The organism is Sphingomonas spermidinifaciens (assembly GCF_002351485.1).
Lineage (GTDB): Bacteria > Pseudomonadota > Alphaproteobacteria > Sphingomonadales > Sphingomonadaceae > Sphingomonas > Sphingomonas spermidinifaciens.
Genome location: NZ_NWMW01000001.1, coordinates 1,254,786 through 1,273,182, shown reverse-complemented (window position 1 = coordinate 1,273,182; position 18,397 = coordinate 1,254,786). Strand labels below are relative to the sequence as shown.

Below are 18,397 nucleotides of genomic sequence, written 5' to 3'. Positions count from 1 at the left end.
GCTGGGGGCCGGCGGCGCGCTGGCGATCGGGGCGTTTGCCCGTCGTGGCCTTGCTCAAGGATCGCGTTTCGGATTGAGCGGACGGGCGGTGCAGGGCGGCTCGATGATCGGCCTCGCGCCCCCGGAGCTGGCGGCGCTGACGCTGGACGGCGCGCCGGTGACGGTCGCCGCCGACCGCCGTTTCCTCATCGCGTTCGATCGGGATGCCGGGCCGATGGCGCGGCTGACCGGTAAAACCCGCGACGGTCGGGTCATGAGCGAGATCGTCGCCGTCGCGCCAGGCGACTGGCAGATCGAGCGGTTGCCGACGCTGCCCCGCATCAGCCAGCCGAGTGCCGAGTTCGCCCGCCGCCGTGCCCCCGAACTTGCGCGCATCGCCGCGGCGCGCGCGATGGAGTCGGCGGCGCAGGGGTGGCGGCAGCGTTTCGTCTGGCCGGCCAGGGGCCGCATCTCGGGCCGGTTCGGGTCGCAGCGCATCTATGCGGGCGAGCCCGGCGCCTATCATTCGGGCGTTGATGTCGCGCGGCCGACCGGCGCGCCGGTGGTGGCGCCGGCCGATGGCGTGGTGATCCTCGCGGCGGCGGCGCCCTTCACGCTCGAAGGGTTGCTGCTGATGATCGACCACGGGATGGGCCTCAACAGCGCGTTTCTCCATTTGTCGCGCATCGACGTGCGCGAGGGGGAGTCAGTGCGACAGGGCCAGCCGATCGGCGCGGTGGGCGCGACGGGGCGGGCGACGGGGCCGCATCTTCACTGGGGCATGAAGTGGCGCGAGGCGCGGATCGATCCGGCGCTCCTGGCGGGGCCGATGGGGTAACAAAGCCCCCCTGTTCAGGCAGGGGAGGCGCGCTTCAGTGCCGCGCCATCTGCGCCTCGGCCAGCGCGACCGCGCGCTGGACCGCCGCCTCGATCGACAGGAAGCTCGTATCCAGCACCGCGGCGTCGGCGGCCTGGCGAAGCGGGGCTTCACTGCGGCGGCTGTCGCGGTCGTCGCGCGCGCGGATATCGGCGAGGACGCGGTCGTAGCTGACCTCGATGCCGTGGCGGCGCAGTTCCTCGTGACGGCGGCGGGCGCGGATCGCGGGGGTCGCTTTCACGAACAGCTTCACGTCGGCGTCGGGGGCGATGACGGTGCCGATATCGCGCCCGTCGAGCACCGCGCCCCCCTCCTGCTGCGCGAACCGCCGCTGCCGCTGGAGCAGCGCCGCGCGCACCAGCGGATGCGCCGACACGATCGAGGCGGTCTTGCCGACATGATCGGTACGCAGGTCCGGCGAGGCCAGCAGGCCCTCGTCGAAGTCGCACATCGCCACCACATCGGCCTCGCGCGCCGGATCGAGCCCCTCGGCCAGCACCCGCGCGGCAACAGCGCGATAAAGAAGGCCGGTGTCGAGATGCGGCAGGCCGAAATGCTTCGCCAGCGCGCGCGCGATCGTGCCCTTGCCCGATGCGGCGGGTCCGTCGACGGCGATGATCATGCGTCGAGCCAAGTCGGCTGCGCGCCGAGCGCCTGCGCCGTCGCGATGAAGCCCGGATAGCTTGTGGCGATCGGCGCGGCGTCGTCGATCGCGACGGGTCGGGCAGCGTGCATCCCCGCCACCGCCATCGCCATCGCGATGCGGTGGTCGAGCAGGCTGGCGACGCGCGCGCCGCCGGTGCCGACAAGCGGCTCGCCATCGCGGCCCTCGATTGACAGGCCGTCCTCATGCTCCTCGACGCGCACGCCCGCGAGGCCGAGCGCGGCGGCCATCGCGGCGATGCGGTCCGATTCCTTGACGCGAAGCTCGTGCGCGCCGCGGGCGACGGTGTGCCCCTTCGCAAAGGCGGCGGCGACGAAGAGCACCGGATATTCGTCGATCATGCTCGGCGCGAGGTCGGGCGGGACTTCGATGGCCGACAAAGGCGCGTGGCGGACGCGCAGGTCGGCGACCGCTTCGCCCCCGACATCGCGCGTGCCCAGCGCCTCGATCGACGCGCCCATCAGGCGCAGCGCGGCGATCAGGCCCGTCCGTGTCGGGTTCATCAGCACGTTGCGGATCGTCACGTCCGACCCCGGCACGATCGACGCGGCGACCATCCAGAAGCCCGCCGAGGAGGGGTCGCCCGGCACGTCGATATCCTGCGCGCGCAGCTCGGCCTCGCCGCGGATCGACACGACCTCGCCCTCGACGTTCAGATCGGCACCGAAGCCGCGCAGCATCCGCTCGCTATGGTCGCGCGTCGGCACACGTTCGATCACGCGGGTGATGCCCGGCGTGTTGAGGCCCGCGAGCAGCACCGCCGACTTGACCTGCGCCGAGGCGACGGGAAGTTCGTACTCGATCGGCACCGCCGGGCAGAGGCCGCGCATCGTCAGCGGCAAACGGTCGCCTGGGCTGGCGGTGAAGTCCGCGCCCATACGCGACAGCGGTTCGATGACGCGTGCCATCGGCCGCTTCGACAGGCTGGCATCGCCTGTGAAGGTCGCGGTGATCGGGTGGCTGGCGACGAGGCCCATCAGCAGCCGGGTCGAGGTGCCGGAATTGCCCATGTCGAGCGCGGTGTTCGGCTGGAGCAGCCCGCCGACGCCGACCCCCGCGACGCGCCACTCGCCATCCTCGCGCCGCTCGATCGTCGCGCCCATCGCGCGCATGGCCGCCGCGGTGGCGAGCACGTCCTCGCCCTCCAAGAGCCCGCGGATGCGGCTTGTCCCGATCGCGAGGCCGGCGAACATCAGCGAGCGGTGACTGATCGACTTGTCGCCGGGGACCGTGACCTCGCCCTTCAACGGGCCGGCGGCGGCGATCGACAGGGGCCGGGGGGAAAGGGGGGCGTGCATGGGCGCGGGCTTTTGACAGGGGGCTTGCACTATGGCAAGGCGCGCGCCACTTCGCGGACCCTTCTCAAGGCCCGAAAATCATCCCATCCGAAAGGCGATACGCGGCATGGTCAAGCCGGAATGGGGCACGAAGCGTTCGTGCCCGAAATGCGGAACCCGCTTCTACGACTTGCAGAAGGACGAGCCCGTCACCTGCATCAACTGCGGCTATGCGTGGGAGCCCGAGCCCATCCTGAAGTCGAAGCAGCCGCTGCCGTTCGAGGCGGTGAAGGCCGATCCCGCCAAGGACAAGGAAGCCGATTCGGACCTGGGTGACGATCTCGACATCGATACCGAGGACGACGACACCCCCGCCGACGACGATGTCGACCTGGGCGGCGACGACGATCTGGGCGTCGAGGCACCCGCCGACGACGACGAGAACTGATCGGCCGGGTTCCGGGCAGCGCGCCTGTCCGGAACCCGCCGACGGCAGCCGCAAAAACGCGCTTGCCAACCCAGCGAAGCGCCCCTAATGGGCGCCTTCCCGGAACGATGGGGCCGTAGCTCAGCTGGGAGAGCGTCGCAATGGCATTGCGAAGGTCAGGGGTTCGATCCCCCTCGGCTCCACCATTCTAAGTCTTTGCAGTTGCTGCATATAACTGCGACGAGGTTCTTCTTTGCGAGGTTCTTCTGTTGCTTCTGGTATCGCGCTGGTATCGCAAGCGATCCTTCTCCCGAATGCCATCAGGATCTGCGTCGCTCTAGCGTGTGCATCGGTCTCGACTGACCCGGACGGACATTCCTGACTTGCATCGGCTTAGAGGAGCGGTTCGGCGGCTTCGTCGGCGCTCGCTTATTTCAGCAGCGCGTGCAGCGGTAGTGTGAGCTGCGGACCTAAACCGCAGTCCCGACTTCCTACTCAGTCGTGAGAACGCAGACTCGCCTATCAGGCGCAAGCGTTCGGTCACCCATCATGGTGGAAGTAGAACCTCCGCATTTTGGGCGGAAAGGGGCCCGTCCGGTTACGATCGCCAAATAGGCGTAAGCTCCCCTTCGTTCATGCTAATGCGGTCGGCAGCTACCTAATGCTGGTCGCGCGAGGCTTAGGCGTTTGCCTGATGCCCTGGCGTTAAGAGCAAGGCTGAGTAGAAGCCGATCGGTTCCGCGCCGGACCTCGCGAGGAGGAGCTCAGATGCAGCTTAATCCAATGCACCTGTCCATTGCCAAGCTCATGCAGGCGCGGCTGTTCCGCATCCCCGACTATCAGCGGGCATACTCCTGGCAGCATCGCCAACGCGAAGACCTGTTCGCCGACATACGGGAGGCGCAGCGATCCGGTCGGGAGCACTTTATGGCGACGGTGGTCGGCCTCGCCCGCGAACGCAGGACGATCGGCGCGGATGAATTCGGGGTGGTCGATCTGGTCGACGGACAGCAGCGAGTGACCACCCTCGTTATCCTCCTCAAGGCGATCGAGAAGGCGCTGGGGGACGGAGACAAGGCGGAGGCGAAGATCAAGGGCGAGCTGGCCGACCTGCTGGTCAAGGGCGACGAGCACAATCTGGTCCTGCTCCAGACGAACCACGACAGCAGCGACGTCTTCACCACCTACGTCCGGACGGGCGTGATCAAGCGAAAGGCCGTCGTCACGGCTGCAGACGACAACCTCGTCGAAGCGGCCGACGAGTGCGAGGCGTTCGTCGACCAGTGGAAGGCGACCGGCTCACTGACTGACCTGGTGTTCACCATCCGGCACCGGCTCTCCGTGATCTACCACGAGCTAGCCGACCAATCGACGGTCTATCGGGTCTTCGAGGTGCTCAACAGCCGTGGGCTCGACGTCCGCTGGTTGGACAAGACGAAAAGCCAGCTCGTGGCCTCGATCTACGAGCACGTGGACGAGGGCTCACGGACCGAAGGCCTTCACGAGATGCAGAGCATCTGGAAGGACGTCTATCGCGATCTGGGCCTGGAGGAGCGTGTCGGCGATGAGGCGCTGCGCTTCGCCGGGACGTGGTCGCGGGAGACACGGCCCAACCGGATTCTCTCGGACGAGGACGCCTCAATCGAACTGTTGCGGATCGCGGGCACCACGCTGAAGTCGATCGTCGAAGCGGCATCATGGTTGAAGGCGGTCGTGCGGAAGTCGCTCGAGCTGAAGGCCGACCAGCGTCGTGCCGCCGTGACCCGCATCGCGCACGCCCGGTTCCTGGCGATCGCCATCCTCCTGCGCGGCTTCGACGAGAAGACCGAACGTGACTTGCTCTCGGCTTGGGAGCGGGTCACCTTCCGCATCTTCACGCTCGCCGGAAAGGACACGAGGACGAAGGTCGGCGAGTACGTGCGCCTAGGATATGACGTGCTCGCCAGCAAGCTGCCGCCGAAGGCGGTGGCGGCCGCTCTCGCAGAACTCGGCGACGGCTATTCGATCGACGAAGTCATCTTCGAGGACTCGTGGGACAACTGGTACGACGGGTGGGCCGAGGAGGTCCGCTACGTGCTTTTCCGATACGAGGAGCATCTGGCGCGCGAGGCTGGCATGCAGATCAACGAGTCGCAGTGGGCGAAGGTCTGGGCCGCCGATCCGGCGCGCTCGGTCGAGCACATCATGCCGCGGAGTTCGGGCAAGCGATACGTCCACCACCTGGGCAACCTAACAATGCTGCCACCCAAGGTGAACTCCTCCCTCAAGGACAAGCCTCCTCAGGACAAGGCGGCCCGCTATGTGGAGTGCGGGCTGCAGGCCACCATGGCGGTGGGACGATCGATCCAGGAGGGACAGCGCTGGAACAGGCAGGCGGTTCTCGATCGGGCTGCGGCGATCGAGGAGTTCGTGCGCGAAGAGTGGGCGGATTGATCGCCGCAGCGAGCTCGTCTGGCCGATCGCGCAAGCCGCTCCGCTCTTCCCTCAGGGCCGCATACCGCTAGACTGACGGAACAACGATAGAAGGGTGGGCCGTGCGACTGGATCAGGTGCTGCCGAACATCGGCAACGGCGGCCTGTCAACCAGCGGCTTCCTCTTTGGGGCGGGTACGTCCGTGGAGGCGGGCTACCCTATGATGCCTGGCCTGACCCGCCAGGTGGTCGCCGGCCTGAGCTCGCCAGAACGGCAGATCCTCGACGAGGTCCTCGCCGCGACTGGTCAGACCTACGATGCGGTAAAGGGGGAGCCGAACGTCGAGGCGATAGCCGATCTGGTCATCTCGCACGCGATCTCGACCGGACTGCCTCGGTTCCAAGAGCTCGAAGTCCGCCTGCGTGACCTGATCACAGAGGTAATCCTCTCGGTTTCGACCCCGAAGCTGGACAACCACGTCGCCTTCTTGACTGCGCTGAAGACGAGGGCCTTCGGGCAACCCGCCTGCGTGCACGTGTTCACGACGAACTACGACCTGCTGTTCGAGATGGCCGGAGCCGAAGCCGGGGTGGTGGTCGAGACGGGTTTCATCGGTTCGGTGGAGCGCTTCTTCGATCCGCAGCGGTTCACTTTGTCCTGCGGCAGGCGGCAGCGGATGACCTTCGCCGAACACCCGGTGCTGACGGTGCGCCTCATGAAGCTGCATGGATCCGTGTCGTGGATCGGACGAGGCGATCGCTTCTTCGAACGGCATCCTGCATCCATCGACGCGGCCGACCGGCGAGTCATGATCCTGCCGCGCCGCCGCAAGGTGATGGACACGCTCAATGCTCCGCACGACGCCCTGTTCACGGCGGCGCGCAATGCCCTCGGCACCGACTGCCGCTACCTGGTGAGCTGCGGGTTCAGCTTTGGTGACGAGCACATCAACGACAACCTGCTCGTGCCAGTCGTCGGCGCCGGGCGCATAAGGTTGTTCGCGCTCTGCGAAAGCGAGACGGCTGGAATGGCGCCGCTGAAGAGTCTCGGCGCATTCAGCGCCGGTTTCCACGACGGCGGGATTGCCGGGGGCTCCCCGAACCACGACGGCACGGACTGCTGGATGTTCAGCAGGTTCGTCGAACTGTTCAAGTAGAGGAGAAGGAATGTCGGACTACCGGATCGGCAAGGTCGTGGCCGTAACGGGCGATCAGGTCTTCGTGTCGCTGCTGGAGGAGGACGAGGAGGGCACGGCGGGCGTGCCCGTCAGCATGACGGTCGACATGCCCAGTCCGAACGGTCCCGTTCCGCTGCTTATCGGACAGCCGGGCACCTTCGTGTCGGTCTCGCTCCCTTCGGGTTACCTCCTGTGCATGGTGACAGGCATCGAAATGAAGGAGGAGCGGATAGCGGCACCCGACATGCGCGAGGCCGCCAGTGCCGATCTGGCGCTCCTGGACCGGGTGTCGCGCAGTCTGTCGACCGTGCCCGTCGGGACCATCGACGCGTCCGGCACGTTCGAGCGCGGCACGGACGTGCTGCCGACAGTGAACGCGCCGGTGTTCGCGGTCGACGACCGGATGATCGATAGGATCTACGAGGGTTATGCGGAAGGCGACTTCTCGCTCGGACGCCTATCGCTGATCCCGGCGCAGGAGGCCAAGATCAACCTGGACGCCTTCCTGACCCGACATGCGGCGGTCCTGGGACAGACCGGCGGCGGCAAGTCGTGGACGGTGGCTTCGATCATCCAGCGCATTTGCGCCTTTCCGCAAGCCACGGTCGTTCTGTTCGATCTGCACGGCGAATACGGCTCGGCCTTCGGCGATCAGGCCGAGGTGATCTCCGCATCCGATCTGGAGCTGCCCTACTGGCTGATGAACTCGGAGGAGCTGCTCGGGCTCATGGTCGACCGGGCGGAGTCGGCTGCGCCGAACCAGATCGCGAAATTCAAGGAGCTGCTGCAAGCGGCAAAGCAGGAGGATTCGGAAAACCAGGCGCTAGGCATTCCGAAGATCACGATCGACACGCCGGTCCACTTCAGCCTGAAGCGCATAGTCGACGAGTTTCGCCGACTGGACACGGAGCGCGTCATCGGAGCGTCGAACCGGGAGGTGAACGGTCCGCTCTACGGACAGTTCAGCCGCCTGCTCATGCGGCTCGACTCGCGCATGAACGATCGACGATACGATCTCATCTTCAAGCCGAAGACCTACACGTCGTCAGGGTCGATGTCCGACCTGTTCCGGCGACTTCTGGGCGAGACCAGCGGTGAGCGGCGCAAGATCGTCGTCGTCGATCTGAGCTCAACGCCTTTCGACGTGCGCTCGTCGGTAATCTCGCTGATCCAGCGCTGCCTCTTCGACTTCGCCTATTGGCACCGACGCCTCAAAGGCGAGCGCTATCCGATCGCGGTATTCGCGGACGAGGCGCACATCTACCTCTCCGACGACGACCCCTCATGCGAGTCGGCGAGGAAGTCGGCCGAGCGGATCGCGAAGGAAGGCCGGAAGTACGGCATAAGCCTGACGGTCATAAGCCAGCGCCCCCGCGAGCTGTCGAGCACCATCCTGTCGCAATGCGGTAGCTTCCTCTGCCTACGGATCTCGAACCCCGATGATCAGGCCTACGTCCGCAATCTGCTCCCCGACTCGGTGCGCGGCATAACGTCCATGTTCTCCACGCTCCGGCGTGGCGAGGCCATTCTGCTGGGGGACTCGGTCATGATGCCGACGAGGATCAGGATTTCTCGCCCGGAACCGCAGCCGCAGAGCGACGACGCTTCGTTTACGTACACCTGGTCTGCTGCTCCCATCGATCTGGACGTTGATGGTGTCCTTGCGGCGTGGAGGGCCCAATCCGTCTGAGTTGCGGGGCGTTGACATGACCCCGTCGTGACCTGAATCAATGTCCGTGGTTGGAGAGCGGAAATTAGCAGCTGAACGTCTGTGTTTGGGGTCTACTATGACTCGCGAAAATGGACACATGCGGTGCGGCCTGCTTGGCGGATATGCCATATCTATTGCACATCGGTTTACTTTGTCCCTGCGGATGCCTGTTGCCATCGGGGGCTCGATCCTGGGGGGTAGGCTTTCATTATTATTATCGATGTGTCGCCGAGTAGTTGCGGAAGATTGTTTTTAACTTAGCCTCTAGGTCGGCGGCCTTGGCGGAGGACGGCGACGACAGATCGAACTCCCATTCCGCTTTATGGTAAGTAATCATTTTGGCGGCGGTCTCCGATGTTGTGTTCGTCACCAGCAGCCTGTTCCGCTTAGTCAGCTCCTCGGCGAGGCCGAGATAGCCACGGGCGAGCCCGAGCTGGAGCGTGCTCGCGTAGAACTTGCACTCGATCGCGATCGGGACCTTGCGGGCGCGCGGATGCACGCGGCTCGCCCGGCAGATTCGCGCCTCGTGCCGATCGATTACCGCCACGTCGCACTCGTGCAGGACTTTCGACTGCCCGCTGACCTTAACGCCGATGTGCGCCTCGAGCGCCGGGCATCCCGGCAGCTCGATCACGGCGTGCGCATATTTCCTCTTCGGGCTGAAGATGTCGCCGGGCGAGGTCCGGAAAGTGAGGGTGGTGGTCGCGTGTCCCTCGTTGTCCTCGAAGGTGACAGTCGCCCCCGCCGCGCGCGCCGCGCGCACTACAAGCGCGAAGGTATAACCCTCAAACGCATCATTGGCGGCCGAGGACGCCGAGTAGTTGGTGCCTATGGCGGGGCCAAGAATCGCGGCGATCTGCCCCACGAGGGTCGCGGCGGTCGTCATGCGAGTGCCTTCCGGGCTTCCTGCACCGCCGCCTGGACCCGCCGCCGTGTCGCCTCCTCGTCGGGGGTGCGGCCGCGCTGCAGGTCGCGGTCGGGCTCATCATCCTGCTCGGACACGAATGTCACCGTTTCAGCCTCGAGGTCAGCGAGGGCCTGCCGCTCGAAGTCGGGCAGGGCGGTCACGCGTTCGATGGCGTCGAGCAGGAGGCGGAGGCGTTCAACATAGCTGTAGGGCTCTGTCGTCACGAACTCTTGGAGGCGTTGTCGGCCGCGGCGTTGGCCGGCGACTTGGTCATCGATGAACTCGCTCGCGTCGGCTTCTTTGGTGACCGGCTTGCCGAGTACGACGGTTTGCTCGACCTGCTCCGCGATCCACGCCAGGCCAGCCCTGCGCAGCGCTGCCCTAAGCTCGTTAAAGCCCTGCCGGGCCTCTTCCTCGTTTATCATCGTGCACTCGACCCCAGTCCAGCGGAGCTGAACCTGGGTTGGTAGCTTATCGCGGGGTGGCTGGCGATAACAGCAGCGCGGTTTGCGCCCAAATCGGTCAGTTGTCCTCCCCGGGACCGGCGTGGCCCTTCGCGCGGGCATGAGCCGCAGATACTCGGTCCTTTATGCCGCCTTGTATTATCGTCGGCCTCATAAGAGAACTTGAGCCGGGGCAGCGCAGGGGCGCCCCGCCGGGGGGCGCAGCGTGATAGGCTACATCAACTCTAGTCTTATTTGGTTCTTCACCGGCATACCCGGCGTCGGTGAGAACCTCGCCTTCCTTCTATTTCTCGCGTTGCTCGGCACTGCGGCAACGCTGATCGTCAAGAACTACGCCCAGCACCACCGACCGATGATGCTGGCCCTTCGACGGCGGCTGGCCGTGCTCGACGACGTGCTCAAGGGAGAGCAGGTCGACGAGTGTCAGGCAGCGTTCGCCGCGCGCTTTGGCGAGGTCGATGAGGTCATGCGCGAGGGCGGCCGCCAGACCCATGATCTCCAGCGTGCCTGGGCCGAGTACAAGGAGACGATCGTTGAGCCCAACGAGTCCCCAATCCGCAACACCTCAAGACCGGAAGGCTTCTTCCTGCACCTGAGCGACGGCGCGCGTGGCCTGAACTGGTGGGCGAACATCTTCGTGGCGCTTGGCCTCGTCATCACCTTTCTCGGCATCGTAGCGGCGCTAGCCGCGGCCACAAGCGCGCTGGGCTCCAGCGCCGACCCGGCCGTGATGCAGAGGTCCCTCGTGACCCTGCTCAGCGTCACTGCGGCGAAGTTCTGGACCTCGGTCGGCGGGGTAGCAGGATCGATCCTGCTGCGCGCCTTCGACCGTCGCTGGAAGGTTCAGGTCGAACGCGATCTGGCCCGGCTCTCGGACCAGCTCGAGCACGGGATGCAGTTCCTCCCGCCGCAAAGCATCGCCGCCTCTCAGCTGGTGGAGGCGAAGGAGCAGACCACCGCCACCAAGACGCTCGCGACGGAGCTGGCGGCGGCCATTCGGGAGAACTTCACCACGGCCATCGAGCCGATGGCCGCTCAGCTCGGACGCATCCACACGAGCATGGAGGAATTCCGGAGCGGCGGCTTCAACCAGATCGGCAAGGAGTTGGGCGATGCGCTGAGCAAGAACGCCGGCCGCGAGATGGAGGCGCTGGCCCAGTCGCTCACCGACATGACGGAGAAGCTGTCCGGAGTGTCCGCCAACCTGGAGGGGAGTGGCGCCGCAGCGAACCAGCAGATCGAGAGCGCCGCGCGCCAGTTCTCCGAGGCTTCCGAACAGATGAACCGGGCCTTCGAGACGCTCAACTCCCGCATCGAGGAGGTGGGTGGCCGACTTAACAAAGAGGCCGAGGACGCCGCACAGCGCACGGCTGGCCAGTTCGCCGAGGTGCAGGAGCTCAACCGCAAGACCGCCGAGGAGAACCGCGAGGTTCTGCTCTCCATGGGGGCGGACATGCGTGCCCAGTCGACCGCCGCCTCCAAGGAAATGGTCGAGGCGATCCGCGATGCGGTCACCTCAGCGATGGCGGAGGGAAACGAGGCCACCCGTCGCGCCCTGGAGCAGTTCGGCTCCGCCAACGACACCATCCAGACCGCATTCGAGAGGATGCAGCAGCGCATCGTCGAGCAGGGTGAGCGGATGACGGCGGGCGCCGGCGCGGCCGCTGACCGGAACGCGGAGGTGCTCGCCCGCGCGGCCGCCGCGCTGGAGCAGGCCACGTCACGTGCGGCCGAGGGCATGACTGGCGCCATCGACGAAGCGGTGTCCCGTGCGGCAGCGGCGGGCGCGGAGGCGCTTGTGTCGGCATTTGCGGGCTTCAACCAGCGCTTCGAGGCGGCGAGCGCCGGGCTCGTCGACACGCTGCGGACGACGTCGTCACGCATGGAGACCGTCGCCTCCAGCATCGAGCGGTCGACCCGCGCGTCGGACGACCACACGAGCCGCCTCAGCGAGGCCAGCGAGCGCGCCCGCGGCATGGCGACTGCCCTGGGACAGGCGGCCAGCGACGTGCAGGCCGCGACGGCCCCGATCCGAGAGGCGACGTCCTCGATCGGCACCTCGCTCGCGACCACGCGGGAGCTGATGGAGACCCAGTCGCGGGTGGCGGAGGCGAACAGGGCCGATCTCGAGCGGCTCTCGGGAAGGCTCGCCGAGACGACCGCAGCGGCGACCCAAGCGTGGTCGGAATACCGCGCCCGCTTCGCCGACGTCGACAGGGCGCTCGGCGAAGCGCTCGAGAAGATCGCATCCGCCTCCTCCGAGCACGCGGACCACCTCAACGCCCACGTCGGCCGGATCGACGACGCGCTCGGCACGGCGGTCGGACGCCTGAGTGCCTCGATCGAGCCACTGAAGGAGATGGCGGAGAACGTCGAGGACGTGCTCGGCCGGATCAGGCAGGGAGCCTGAGCGCGTGGAAGCGGCAACGCGTAGGCGCCGTCCCCAGGACGAGGAGGAGAGCTACTTCATCTCGATGTCGGACATGATGGTCGGACTGCTGTTCATCTTCGTCATTATGCTCGTCTACTTCGCGCTTCAGTACCGGCAAACCACCGACCAGCTGACCGGGGCCGAGCGCACCCGTACCGAGATCCTCGCGCAGATAGAGAAGCGGCTGAAGGAGCAGGGCGTGCAGGTCGTGGTGGACTACGACACCGGCGTGCTCCGGCTCCCAGAGGACGTCCTGTTCGCGAAGGGTCAGTACGAGCTGTCGCCTGGCGGCGTGAGGGCTGTCTCCATCGTCGGACGCGAGATGGCGCGCGTCCTGCCCTGCTACGCCTTCGGGCTGCCGCGCCGCGGCTGCGCCGCCTCTCCGCACCACATCGACGCCATCTTCGTCGAGGGCCACACCGACAAGGACCCGATGCTCGGGGGAATGGACAACTGGGACCTCTCCGTCCGCCGTGCGACTAACACGTACCGGCAGCTCGTCCTGGGGGCGCCCGACCTGGAGCGGCTTCGCAGCCTGCCGCCCTCCGAAAAGGAATCGGTCCCGATTCTCGGAGTCAGCGGCTACGGGCCCGACCGCCCGGTCGACACCGGGGACGGCGAGGACGCGAAGAGGCGCAACCGCCGCATTGATCTGCGCTTCCTGATGGCTACTCCCACGGAGACCGGCGGCTTCGGTCAGGTCCTGGTGCGCCGATGAGCCTGCGGCAGGCGAGCGAGAAGGCGGCGCGAGGTGCCGAGCGCGGCTACTCGAGACCGCCCGGCCGCCAGACAGCCACGGAGCGGGCGGTCGCGAGTCTGCCTGACGAGACGATGCTGGAGCCTGCCATCGACGACGAAGAGAGGTCCGCCTTCCTCGCCAGGGTCACGGGTCTGCGCCTGACCTCCCTGAAGCCCTCCGAGATGAGATGGCTGCTCCGCACCGTCTGGGCGGACGACGAGCACGTCCCGCTCGCCAGCGAGGCACTGTCGACCGGCCTCTCGGCGGGCCGCCGCACCTTCGACCAAAGCATCATCGGCGGATACCTCTCCCACTTCCCCGTCGCCCATCCAGCCTTCGGGCAGCTCGCTGCCGCCGTTCGCGTTGCGGCCGAGCGCCATGACTGGCCCTGGCGCGAACGGGGAAGACGCTGGTCGCTCTGGGAACCCCTCGAGGGCCCCGCGCGGCTTGGCGGGGCCATGCTGGAGGGCGACCAGGCGTCAGCGTTGCAGCGGCTCATGGATGCAGGGTTCGACAGCGCCAGCGTGGATGCCGCGTTCGTGCAGGCCTGCTTCGAGGCCGCCTGCCGGCAGGCCGCGACGGCTGAGGGAGCCGCGGCCGAGCGCCAGGGTTCCTGCCTCATCGGCCTCATGGACACCGTCGGCGCGAAGTCGGCCCTGCCGGCGGTGCTGGTGTATGCACTGCTTAGGCCGTGGAGACGCGCGTCTCCCAGCGAGGCTCACCGGGGTGCGGTCTCGAGGCTCTTGGTGACTCGCATTGGGGACCCAAGGCTCGACCGGAGCCGCTGGGACCGCGTCCGTGCGAACTTGCAGGAGCTCGGCCTGGGCGCTGAGGCGGAAGATGCCCTGGCCGTCCTCCGCCGGTGGGTGGTCCGCGCTGCGATGCGGGAGTTTTTCGAGATCGTGGCGAAGACGACGAACGACCCGTACCAGTGGGCGCAGCGCACAAAGTTCTGGCTCGCATACGTCGATGCAGGCGCGATCGACGACGCCTGGATGGCCTTCGGGCCGCGAGCCGAGCAGAAGGCTCGCGGCCTCACCGACCGTGACGCGACGATCCGCCACGGCCGGATCTCGACCGGGGGTGGCGCCGAGTCTAGCCACTCCTCGGTGATCATCTCGATGGGGGATCTGAGGATCGCCGAGTGGAGCCACAACGGCGCGTGCAGGTTCTGGCAGGCCTCTGACCCGCGGGCCCCGGTGCAGTACCAGAAGCAGTACGACAGCGGCCGGCTGAAGGCCATGACGGGTGGCCAGGGCTTCCGGCACATCTCTCACACCAGCAACTGGGAGCCGCGGTTCGCGAGGCACATTCACGCGGTAACCGGCATCCCGCATCCGGTGCACGGCCGGGGAGGTTGGTAGCGTGGCGGCAGGGACCCCGGCGACCGCCTTCCATTCGGAGCAGCGGGAAGGTCGCGAGATCGTCACGCTCCGACGGCCTGCACGCAAGGGCCTGATCCCCTTCTCGGGCACGCGCGAGAGCGAGGTCCCGTTCGATGAATGGACGGCCGAGTGCCCCCCGGGCGCGGTGATGGCGATGTCGCGCCTCCTCCAGGCGTGGGCCGACGACGAGGTCGACCGAGGCGGCAGCCCTGCCGTCTTCGTCGTGGAGGGGCGCGCGAGACTGTCGCCCGCCTTCGTCGCTGGCCTTAGCGAACCGGAGGCGCTGGCGCTGGGGCTTCCCCCCGCCACGCGCCTGAGCCTCCAGCTCGCCTCCCGCGGGGGGCTTCAGGACCAGGGCTTCCGGATCGACACCCGCTGGACGCGGCCCGGCGGGATAGGCGCACACGTCGCCATCTCGGGTGCGCGCATCAGGACCGATGGGCGAGAATGGCGGATCGCCGAACCGCTCTACTCTACGATCCTGCAGGTCGAGGCGGTGAACGCGGCGCCGGCCGACGAGAGCCGACACGAGGCGATGGCGGGTCTCCGCATCGCGCTCGGCGAGCAGGCGTCCGAGCGGATCGACGCAGACGGCTACATCGAGAGACTTCGGCTCAGCTACGCCGCCGCCTTCTCGCTCGACCTCAAGGTCGAGGGGGGCGGCTTCGACTTCGACCCCGTGCTGTTCTCTCGGCAGCGCGCCGCGGAGGCGGACGACACGGGACGAACACTAGACGAGGCTGCAGACGGGCTACTGCCGCCGCAGCAGCACCGCTCCTTCACCGCCCGGTTCCGGGGTTCTCCCACTGCCCGTGCCACGTACCTGCTGAACGACGGCGCGTTCGTCTTCATCGATCCCTCGCTCAGCCGCGCCCTCGGTGTCGTGCGCGAGCGGCAGCAGGCCTCCCTGGACGATCGAAAGGCGTTCGTCCGGAATCCGCGCCGGGCGATCCGGGAGGCGCTGGGCGTCACGGGCGACGCGGGCGAGGGCGCAGACACCCTGTTCGTCGAGACCCAGCAGTTCTCCGAGCGCGTCTCCGGGATCGACGTCTGGCGGAAGCCGGTCCTGCCCTGGATCAAGCCGAAGCCCAACAGCTGGCTTCCGGAGAGCTTCGGCCTGAAGGTTGGCGACGGCGACGAGGCCGCTCATTTGGACCTGAGCCCCGAGCAGGCCAGCGAGGCACTGGCAGCGTGCGAGGCGGCGATCGAACGCGGCGACCCGACCCTGCAGATCGGCGACGCCGAGGTGCCTGCGACCGAGCAGACCAGATCAGCCCTGGCGGGCCTCGTCGAGTTCGCGGCCGCCGCGGCGCGGCCCGATGCGGGAGAGGCGCCTCCGCCTGCCGGACTGCAGCGCTTCTTCCTGCAGGTTCGTGACAATTTGGAGGAGGTCGACTACGCCCCTCTGGGCACCGTCGACAGGCCGGTCGACGCCGAAGCCGCAGCCCTCCCCGCGGCGCTGCGCACTCAGCCGAAGGCGCACCAGCGGACAGGCTATGACTGGCTCGTGGCGAACTGGCGGTCCGGAGCTCCGGGCGCGCTGCTCGCGGACGACATGGGTCTCGGCAAGACATACCAGGCGCTTGCCTTTCTCGCCTGGCTGCGGACGGACGCCGCGCCCGATCGTCCGGTCCTGATCGTGGCGCCGACCGGGCTGCTGGCGAACTGGCAGGCCGAGATCGGCATTCATCTCTCCGAGGGCGTGCTGGGACCAGTGGTCAGGGCCTACGGAGACGGCCTGCGGACCTTCCGCTCGGCACCCGGCCGCGACATCGACACGGGTGCGTCGCGGCTGGACACCGCGGAGTGGGGCCATGCCGGGGTCGTGCTCACCACCTACGAGACGCTGCGCGACTACCACATGAGCTTCGCGCGCCTGCCGTTCTCCGCGATCGTCTACGACGAGATCCAGAAGCTGAAGAACCCGGCGAGCCAGGTCACACGGGCGGCGAAGACGCTCAACGCGCGCTTCCAGCTTGCGATGACCGGCACCCCTGTCGAGAACAGGCTGCAGGACCTGTGGTCCATCCTCGACGTCGTGTGGCCGGGCCTCCTGGGCTCGAGCCGAGCCTTCGAGACCGCCTACCCGGCGAGCGACCGCACCGCCCTGAAGCAGCTCAACGACCTGCTAACAAAGCCGGACCGCGGCCGGCCCGCCATCCTGCTGCGGCGCATGAAGGACGAGGTGGTCGACGGGCTGCCCGCCAAGAACATCATCGCCGTTCCCCAATACATGCCGCCCGCGCAGGCGGCAGCCTACGAGTCTGTGCTCCTCAGGGCGATGGCGGTGCAGTCGTCCGGGGAGCGCGGGCGCATGCTCGAGGTGCTCCACGCGCTTCGTGGCGTTTCGCTGCACCCGCGCGCGCCCGAGACCGCGGCCGTGCCCGACGCTTACCGCGAGGAGTCCGCCCGGCTCCGCGTCCTATTCGCCACCCTGGACGCGATCGCGGCCAAGGGGGAGAAGGCGCTGGTCTTCTGCGAGAGCCTGGCGATGCAGGCCTTCATCGCCGTCGAGATCAAGCGCCGATACGGTTTGGATCACGAGGTCGCCCGCATCCATGGCGGCGTCGCCGGCGACGCGCGCCAGCGCGCGGTGGATACCTTCCAGTCGCGACCTACCGGCTTCGACGCCATGGTGCTCTCGCCCAAGGCCGGCGGCGTTGGCATCACCCTCACGCGTGCGAACCACGTCATCCATCTGTCCCGCTGGTGGAACCCGGCGGTCGAGGACCAGGCAACCGACCGCGCCTACCGCATCGGCCAGACCCGCGATGTAACAGTGTACCTCCCGCAGGCAGTCCACCCGGATCCAGCGATCAGGGCCAGCAGCTTCGACCTCAAGCTGGACGCGCTGATGCGGTCGAAGCGGCAGCTGAGCCGCGATCTGCTGGTTCCTCCGGAAGGGGACTCGGACGCTGGCGACCTGTTCGACGCCGTGGTGGGCGGAAGCGACACCGCCGCCGGGAAGCCCGTCGCGGCGACCGCGTCAGCGTCCGCTCAGACCAGGGCGCAGGACGAAGCAGTCGAGGCGGCGCGAGGCGCCGCGGCGGGTTCGGCCCTGCCTGTGGCCTCAGCTCCGGCACCACCGGCCCCAGCTCCGCCTGCCGCGACCCCGGCGCCGGCAGCGTCGCCACCAACCGTGCCGTTGCCACCCGACCGGCCGATGACACAGCCAGCGCCGGCGGCGGACAAGGAAAAGGTCCTGCGTCGCGTCGTGTTCCGCCCCGGGGCCTCGCGCGACTACGCCATATTCCAGCGGCACCTGTCCGGCGAGAAGCTGACCATGGTGAAGATCCGCGACCCCTTCGCGTGCGCGACTCCAGCGAACCGCGGAAACCTGATCGACTTCGTTAAGCTGCTGCAGGGAGCCGCCGTGGGCATCGACGTAGTGTCCATCACCTGCTGGGATGCCGAGACCGCCCGGCCGGAAGGCCGCGAGAGCAACGCCGACCAGCGCCGCGACCTGGAGACGCGGTGGGAGCAGCGCGTCGGGCGGCTGCCGCGCGCCAAGATGTCGCCGGTCTCCGGCCGACAGGTGCGGGAGTTCCACGACAGGTTCGTGGAGGCTACGACGGCGAGCGGACGGCGACTGATCTGGGATCTCGGCCGCGGCGTCGATGGCGTGATGAGCAGCTCCAAGGAGTGCGTGGTGGTCTTCACGGAGGAGTAGCCCAGGACCTCGCGTTACGCTCTAAGATCGACGGTTCGGCAAAGCTGCAAAAGCTACTACCCGCCGCCGCTTCCGATGGAGCCAGCCTCGGCGGGTGCCGGCGGCTGCCCAACAGCCACGCCTTGAGGTCGCGAGATCGCAGCCAGATCGATCGCGAGTTCGCGTGGGTTCCCCCTATCGGCGCCAACCCGCCGCAGCATTTTGCATGAACGCGTCAGGGTCGGGCTGGCCAAGCGCGAGCCGGTAGTAGAGCATTTACTCGAGCACCTGCTCCTT

At 67.5% G+C, this 18,397-nt stretch carries 13 protein-coding genes and 1 tRNA gene; 10 read left to right on the top strand and 4 right to left on the bottom strand.

Annotated features, from left to right (window positions below):
- Window positions 1–19 precede the first annotated feature (19 nt).
- Entirely contained in the window at window positions 20–817 is a 798-nt protein-coding gene (locus COC42_RS06040; RefSeq protein ID WP_245843999.1) for a M23 family metallopeptidase, read from the top strand.
- A gap of 34 nt (window positions 818–851) precedes the next feature.
- On the opposite strand, the gene cmk is transcribed toward COC42_RS06040, so the two are convergent.
- Together cmk and aroA are read right to left on the bottom strand one after the other, a co-directional pair.
- On the bottom strand, window positions 852–1,478 hold the full coding sequence (cmk, locus tag COC42_RS06035) for a (d)CMP kinase (protein ID WP_096342281.1): 627 nt from the start codon (window positions 1,476–1,478) through the stop codon (window positions 852–854).
- Window positions 1,475–2,818, bottom strand: a complete 1,344-nt coding sequence (aroA, locus tag COC42_RS06030) for a 3-phosphoshikimate 1-carboxyvinyltransferase (protein ID WP_096342280.1) — start codon at window positions 2,816–2,818, stop codon at window positions 1,475–1,477. The genes cmk and aroA overlap by 4 nt, the downstream gene beginning before the upstream one ends.
- A gap of 106 nt (window positions 2,819–2,924) precedes the next feature.
- Here aroA and COC42_RS06025 point away from each other — a divergent pair, with 106 nt between their 5' ends.
- From COC42_RS06025 to COC42_RS06005, 5 genes are all read left to right on the top strand, one after another.
- Window positions 2,925–3,245, top strand: coding sequence for an FYDLN acid domain-containing protein (locus tag COC42_RS06025; RefSeq protein WP_096342279.1), 321 nt, complete (start codon window positions 2,925–2,927; stop codon window positions 3,243–3,245).
- A 109-nt stretch (window positions 3,246–3,354) separates the two neighbouring features.
- Window positions 3,355–3,430 (top strand) — tRNA-Ala (locus tag COC42_RS06020).
- A gap of 562 nt (window positions 3,431–3,992) precedes the next feature.
- Window positions 3,993–5,657, top strand: coding sequence for a DUF262 domain-containing protein (locus tag COC42_RS06015; protein ID WP_096342278.1), 1,665 nt, complete (start codon window positions 3,993–3,995; stop codon window positions 5,655–5,657).
- Between the two features lie 101 nt (window positions 5,658–5,758).
- Window positions 5,759–6,793 (top strand): SIR2 family protein, encoded by a 1,035-nt coding sequence (locus COC42_RS06010; protein WP_141395790.1) that lies wholly within the window; start codon window positions 5,759–5,761, stop codon window positions 6,791–6,793.
- Between the two features lie 10 nt (window positions 6,794–6,803).
- On the top strand, window positions 6,804–8,504 hold the full coding sequence (locus COC42_RS06005) for an ATP-binding protein (protein ID WP_096342276.1): 1,701 nt from the start codon (window positions 6,804–6,806) through the stop codon (window positions 8,502–8,504).
- 235 nt (window positions 8,505–8,739) lie between these two features.
- On the opposite strand, the gene COC42_RS06000 is transcribed toward COC42_RS06005, so the two are convergent.
- A complete protein-coding gene (locus COC42_RS06000; protein WP_096342275.1) occupies window positions 8,740–9,411 on the bottom strand; it encodes a hypothetical protein in 672 nt (223 codons plus the stop codon).
- Window positions 9,408–9,857 (bottom strand): hypothetical protein, encoded by a 450-nt coding sequence (locus tag COC42_RS05995; RefSeq protein ID WP_096342274.1) that lies wholly within the window; start codon window positions 9,855–9,857, stop codon window positions 9,408–9,410. The genes COC42_RS06000 and COC42_RS05995 overlap by 4 nt, the downstream gene beginning before the upstream one ends.
- Window positions 9,858–10,101: 244 nt before the next feature.
- Here COC42_RS05995 and COC42_RS05990 point away from each other — a divergent pair, with 244 nt between their 5' ends.
- The 4 genes from COC42_RS05990 to COC42_RS05975 are packed head-to-tail and all read left to right on the top strand — an operon-like array spanning window position 10,102 to window position 18,121.
- Window positions 10,102–12,306: a hypothetical protein gene (locus tag COC42_RS05990; protein WP_141395789.1), complete on the top strand. Its 2,205-nt coding sequence runs from the start codon at window positions 10,102–10,104 to the stop codon at window positions 12,304–12,306.
- A 4-nt stretch (window positions 12,307–12,310) separates the two neighbouring features.
- Window positions 12,311–13,045, top strand: a complete 735-nt coding sequence (locus COC42_RS05985) for an OmpA/MotB family protein (protein ID WP_245843880.1) — start codon at window positions 12,311–12,313, stop codon at window positions 13,043–13,045.
- Window positions 13,042–14,430, top strand: coding sequence for an EH signature domain-containing protein (locus COC42_RS05980; protein WP_096342272.1), 1,389 nt, complete (start codon window positions 13,042–13,044; stop codon window positions 14,428–14,430). Before COC42_RS05985 ends, COC42_RS05980 begins: the two co-directional genes overlap by 4 nt.
- Before the next feature lies 1 nt (window position 14,431).
- Entirely contained in the window at window positions 14,432–18,121 is a 3,690-nt protein-coding gene (locus COC42_RS05975; protein ID WP_096342271.1) for a DEAD/DEAH box helicase, read from the top strand.
- The last annotated feature ends 276 nt before the right edge of the window (window positions 18,122–18,397 follow it).

What these genes read in the sequence shown, in the direction of transcription:
- cmk (WP_096342281.1), bottom strand. Translation starts at nt 1,478, where the DNA reads ATGATCATCGCCGTCGACGGACCCGCCGCATCGGGCAAGGGCACGATC.
- aroA (WP_096342280.1), bottom strand. Translation starts at nt 2,818, where the DNA reads ATGCACGCCCCCCTTTCCCCCCGGCCCCTGTCGATCGCCGCCGCCGGC.
- COC42_RS06025 (WP_096342279.1), top strand. Translation starts at nt 2,925, where the DNA reads ATGGTCAAGCCGGAATGGGGCACGAAGCGTTCGTGCCCGAAATGCGGA.
- COC42_RS06015 (WP_096342278.1), top strand. Translation starts at nt 3,993, where the DNA reads ATGCAGCTTAATCCAATGCACCTGTCCATTGCCAAGCTCATGCAGGCG.
- COC42_RS06005 (WP_096342276.1), top strand. Translation starts at nt 6,804, where the DNA reads ATGTCGGACTACCGGATCGGCAAGGTCGTGGCCGTAACGGGCGATCAG.
- COC42_RS06000 (WP_096342275.1), bottom strand. Translation starts at nt 9,411, where the DNA reads ATGACGACCGCCGCGACCCTCGTGGGGCAGATCGCCGCGATTCTTGGC.
- COC42_RS05995 (WP_096342274.1), bottom strand. Translation starts at nt 9,857, where the DNA reads ATGATAAACGAGGAAGAGGCCCGGCAGGGCTTTAACGAGCTTAGGGCA.
- COC42_RS05980 (WP_096342272.1), top strand. Translation starts at nt 13,042, where the DNA reads ATGAGCCTGCGGCAGGCGAGCGAGAAGGCGGCGCGAGGTGCCGAGCGC.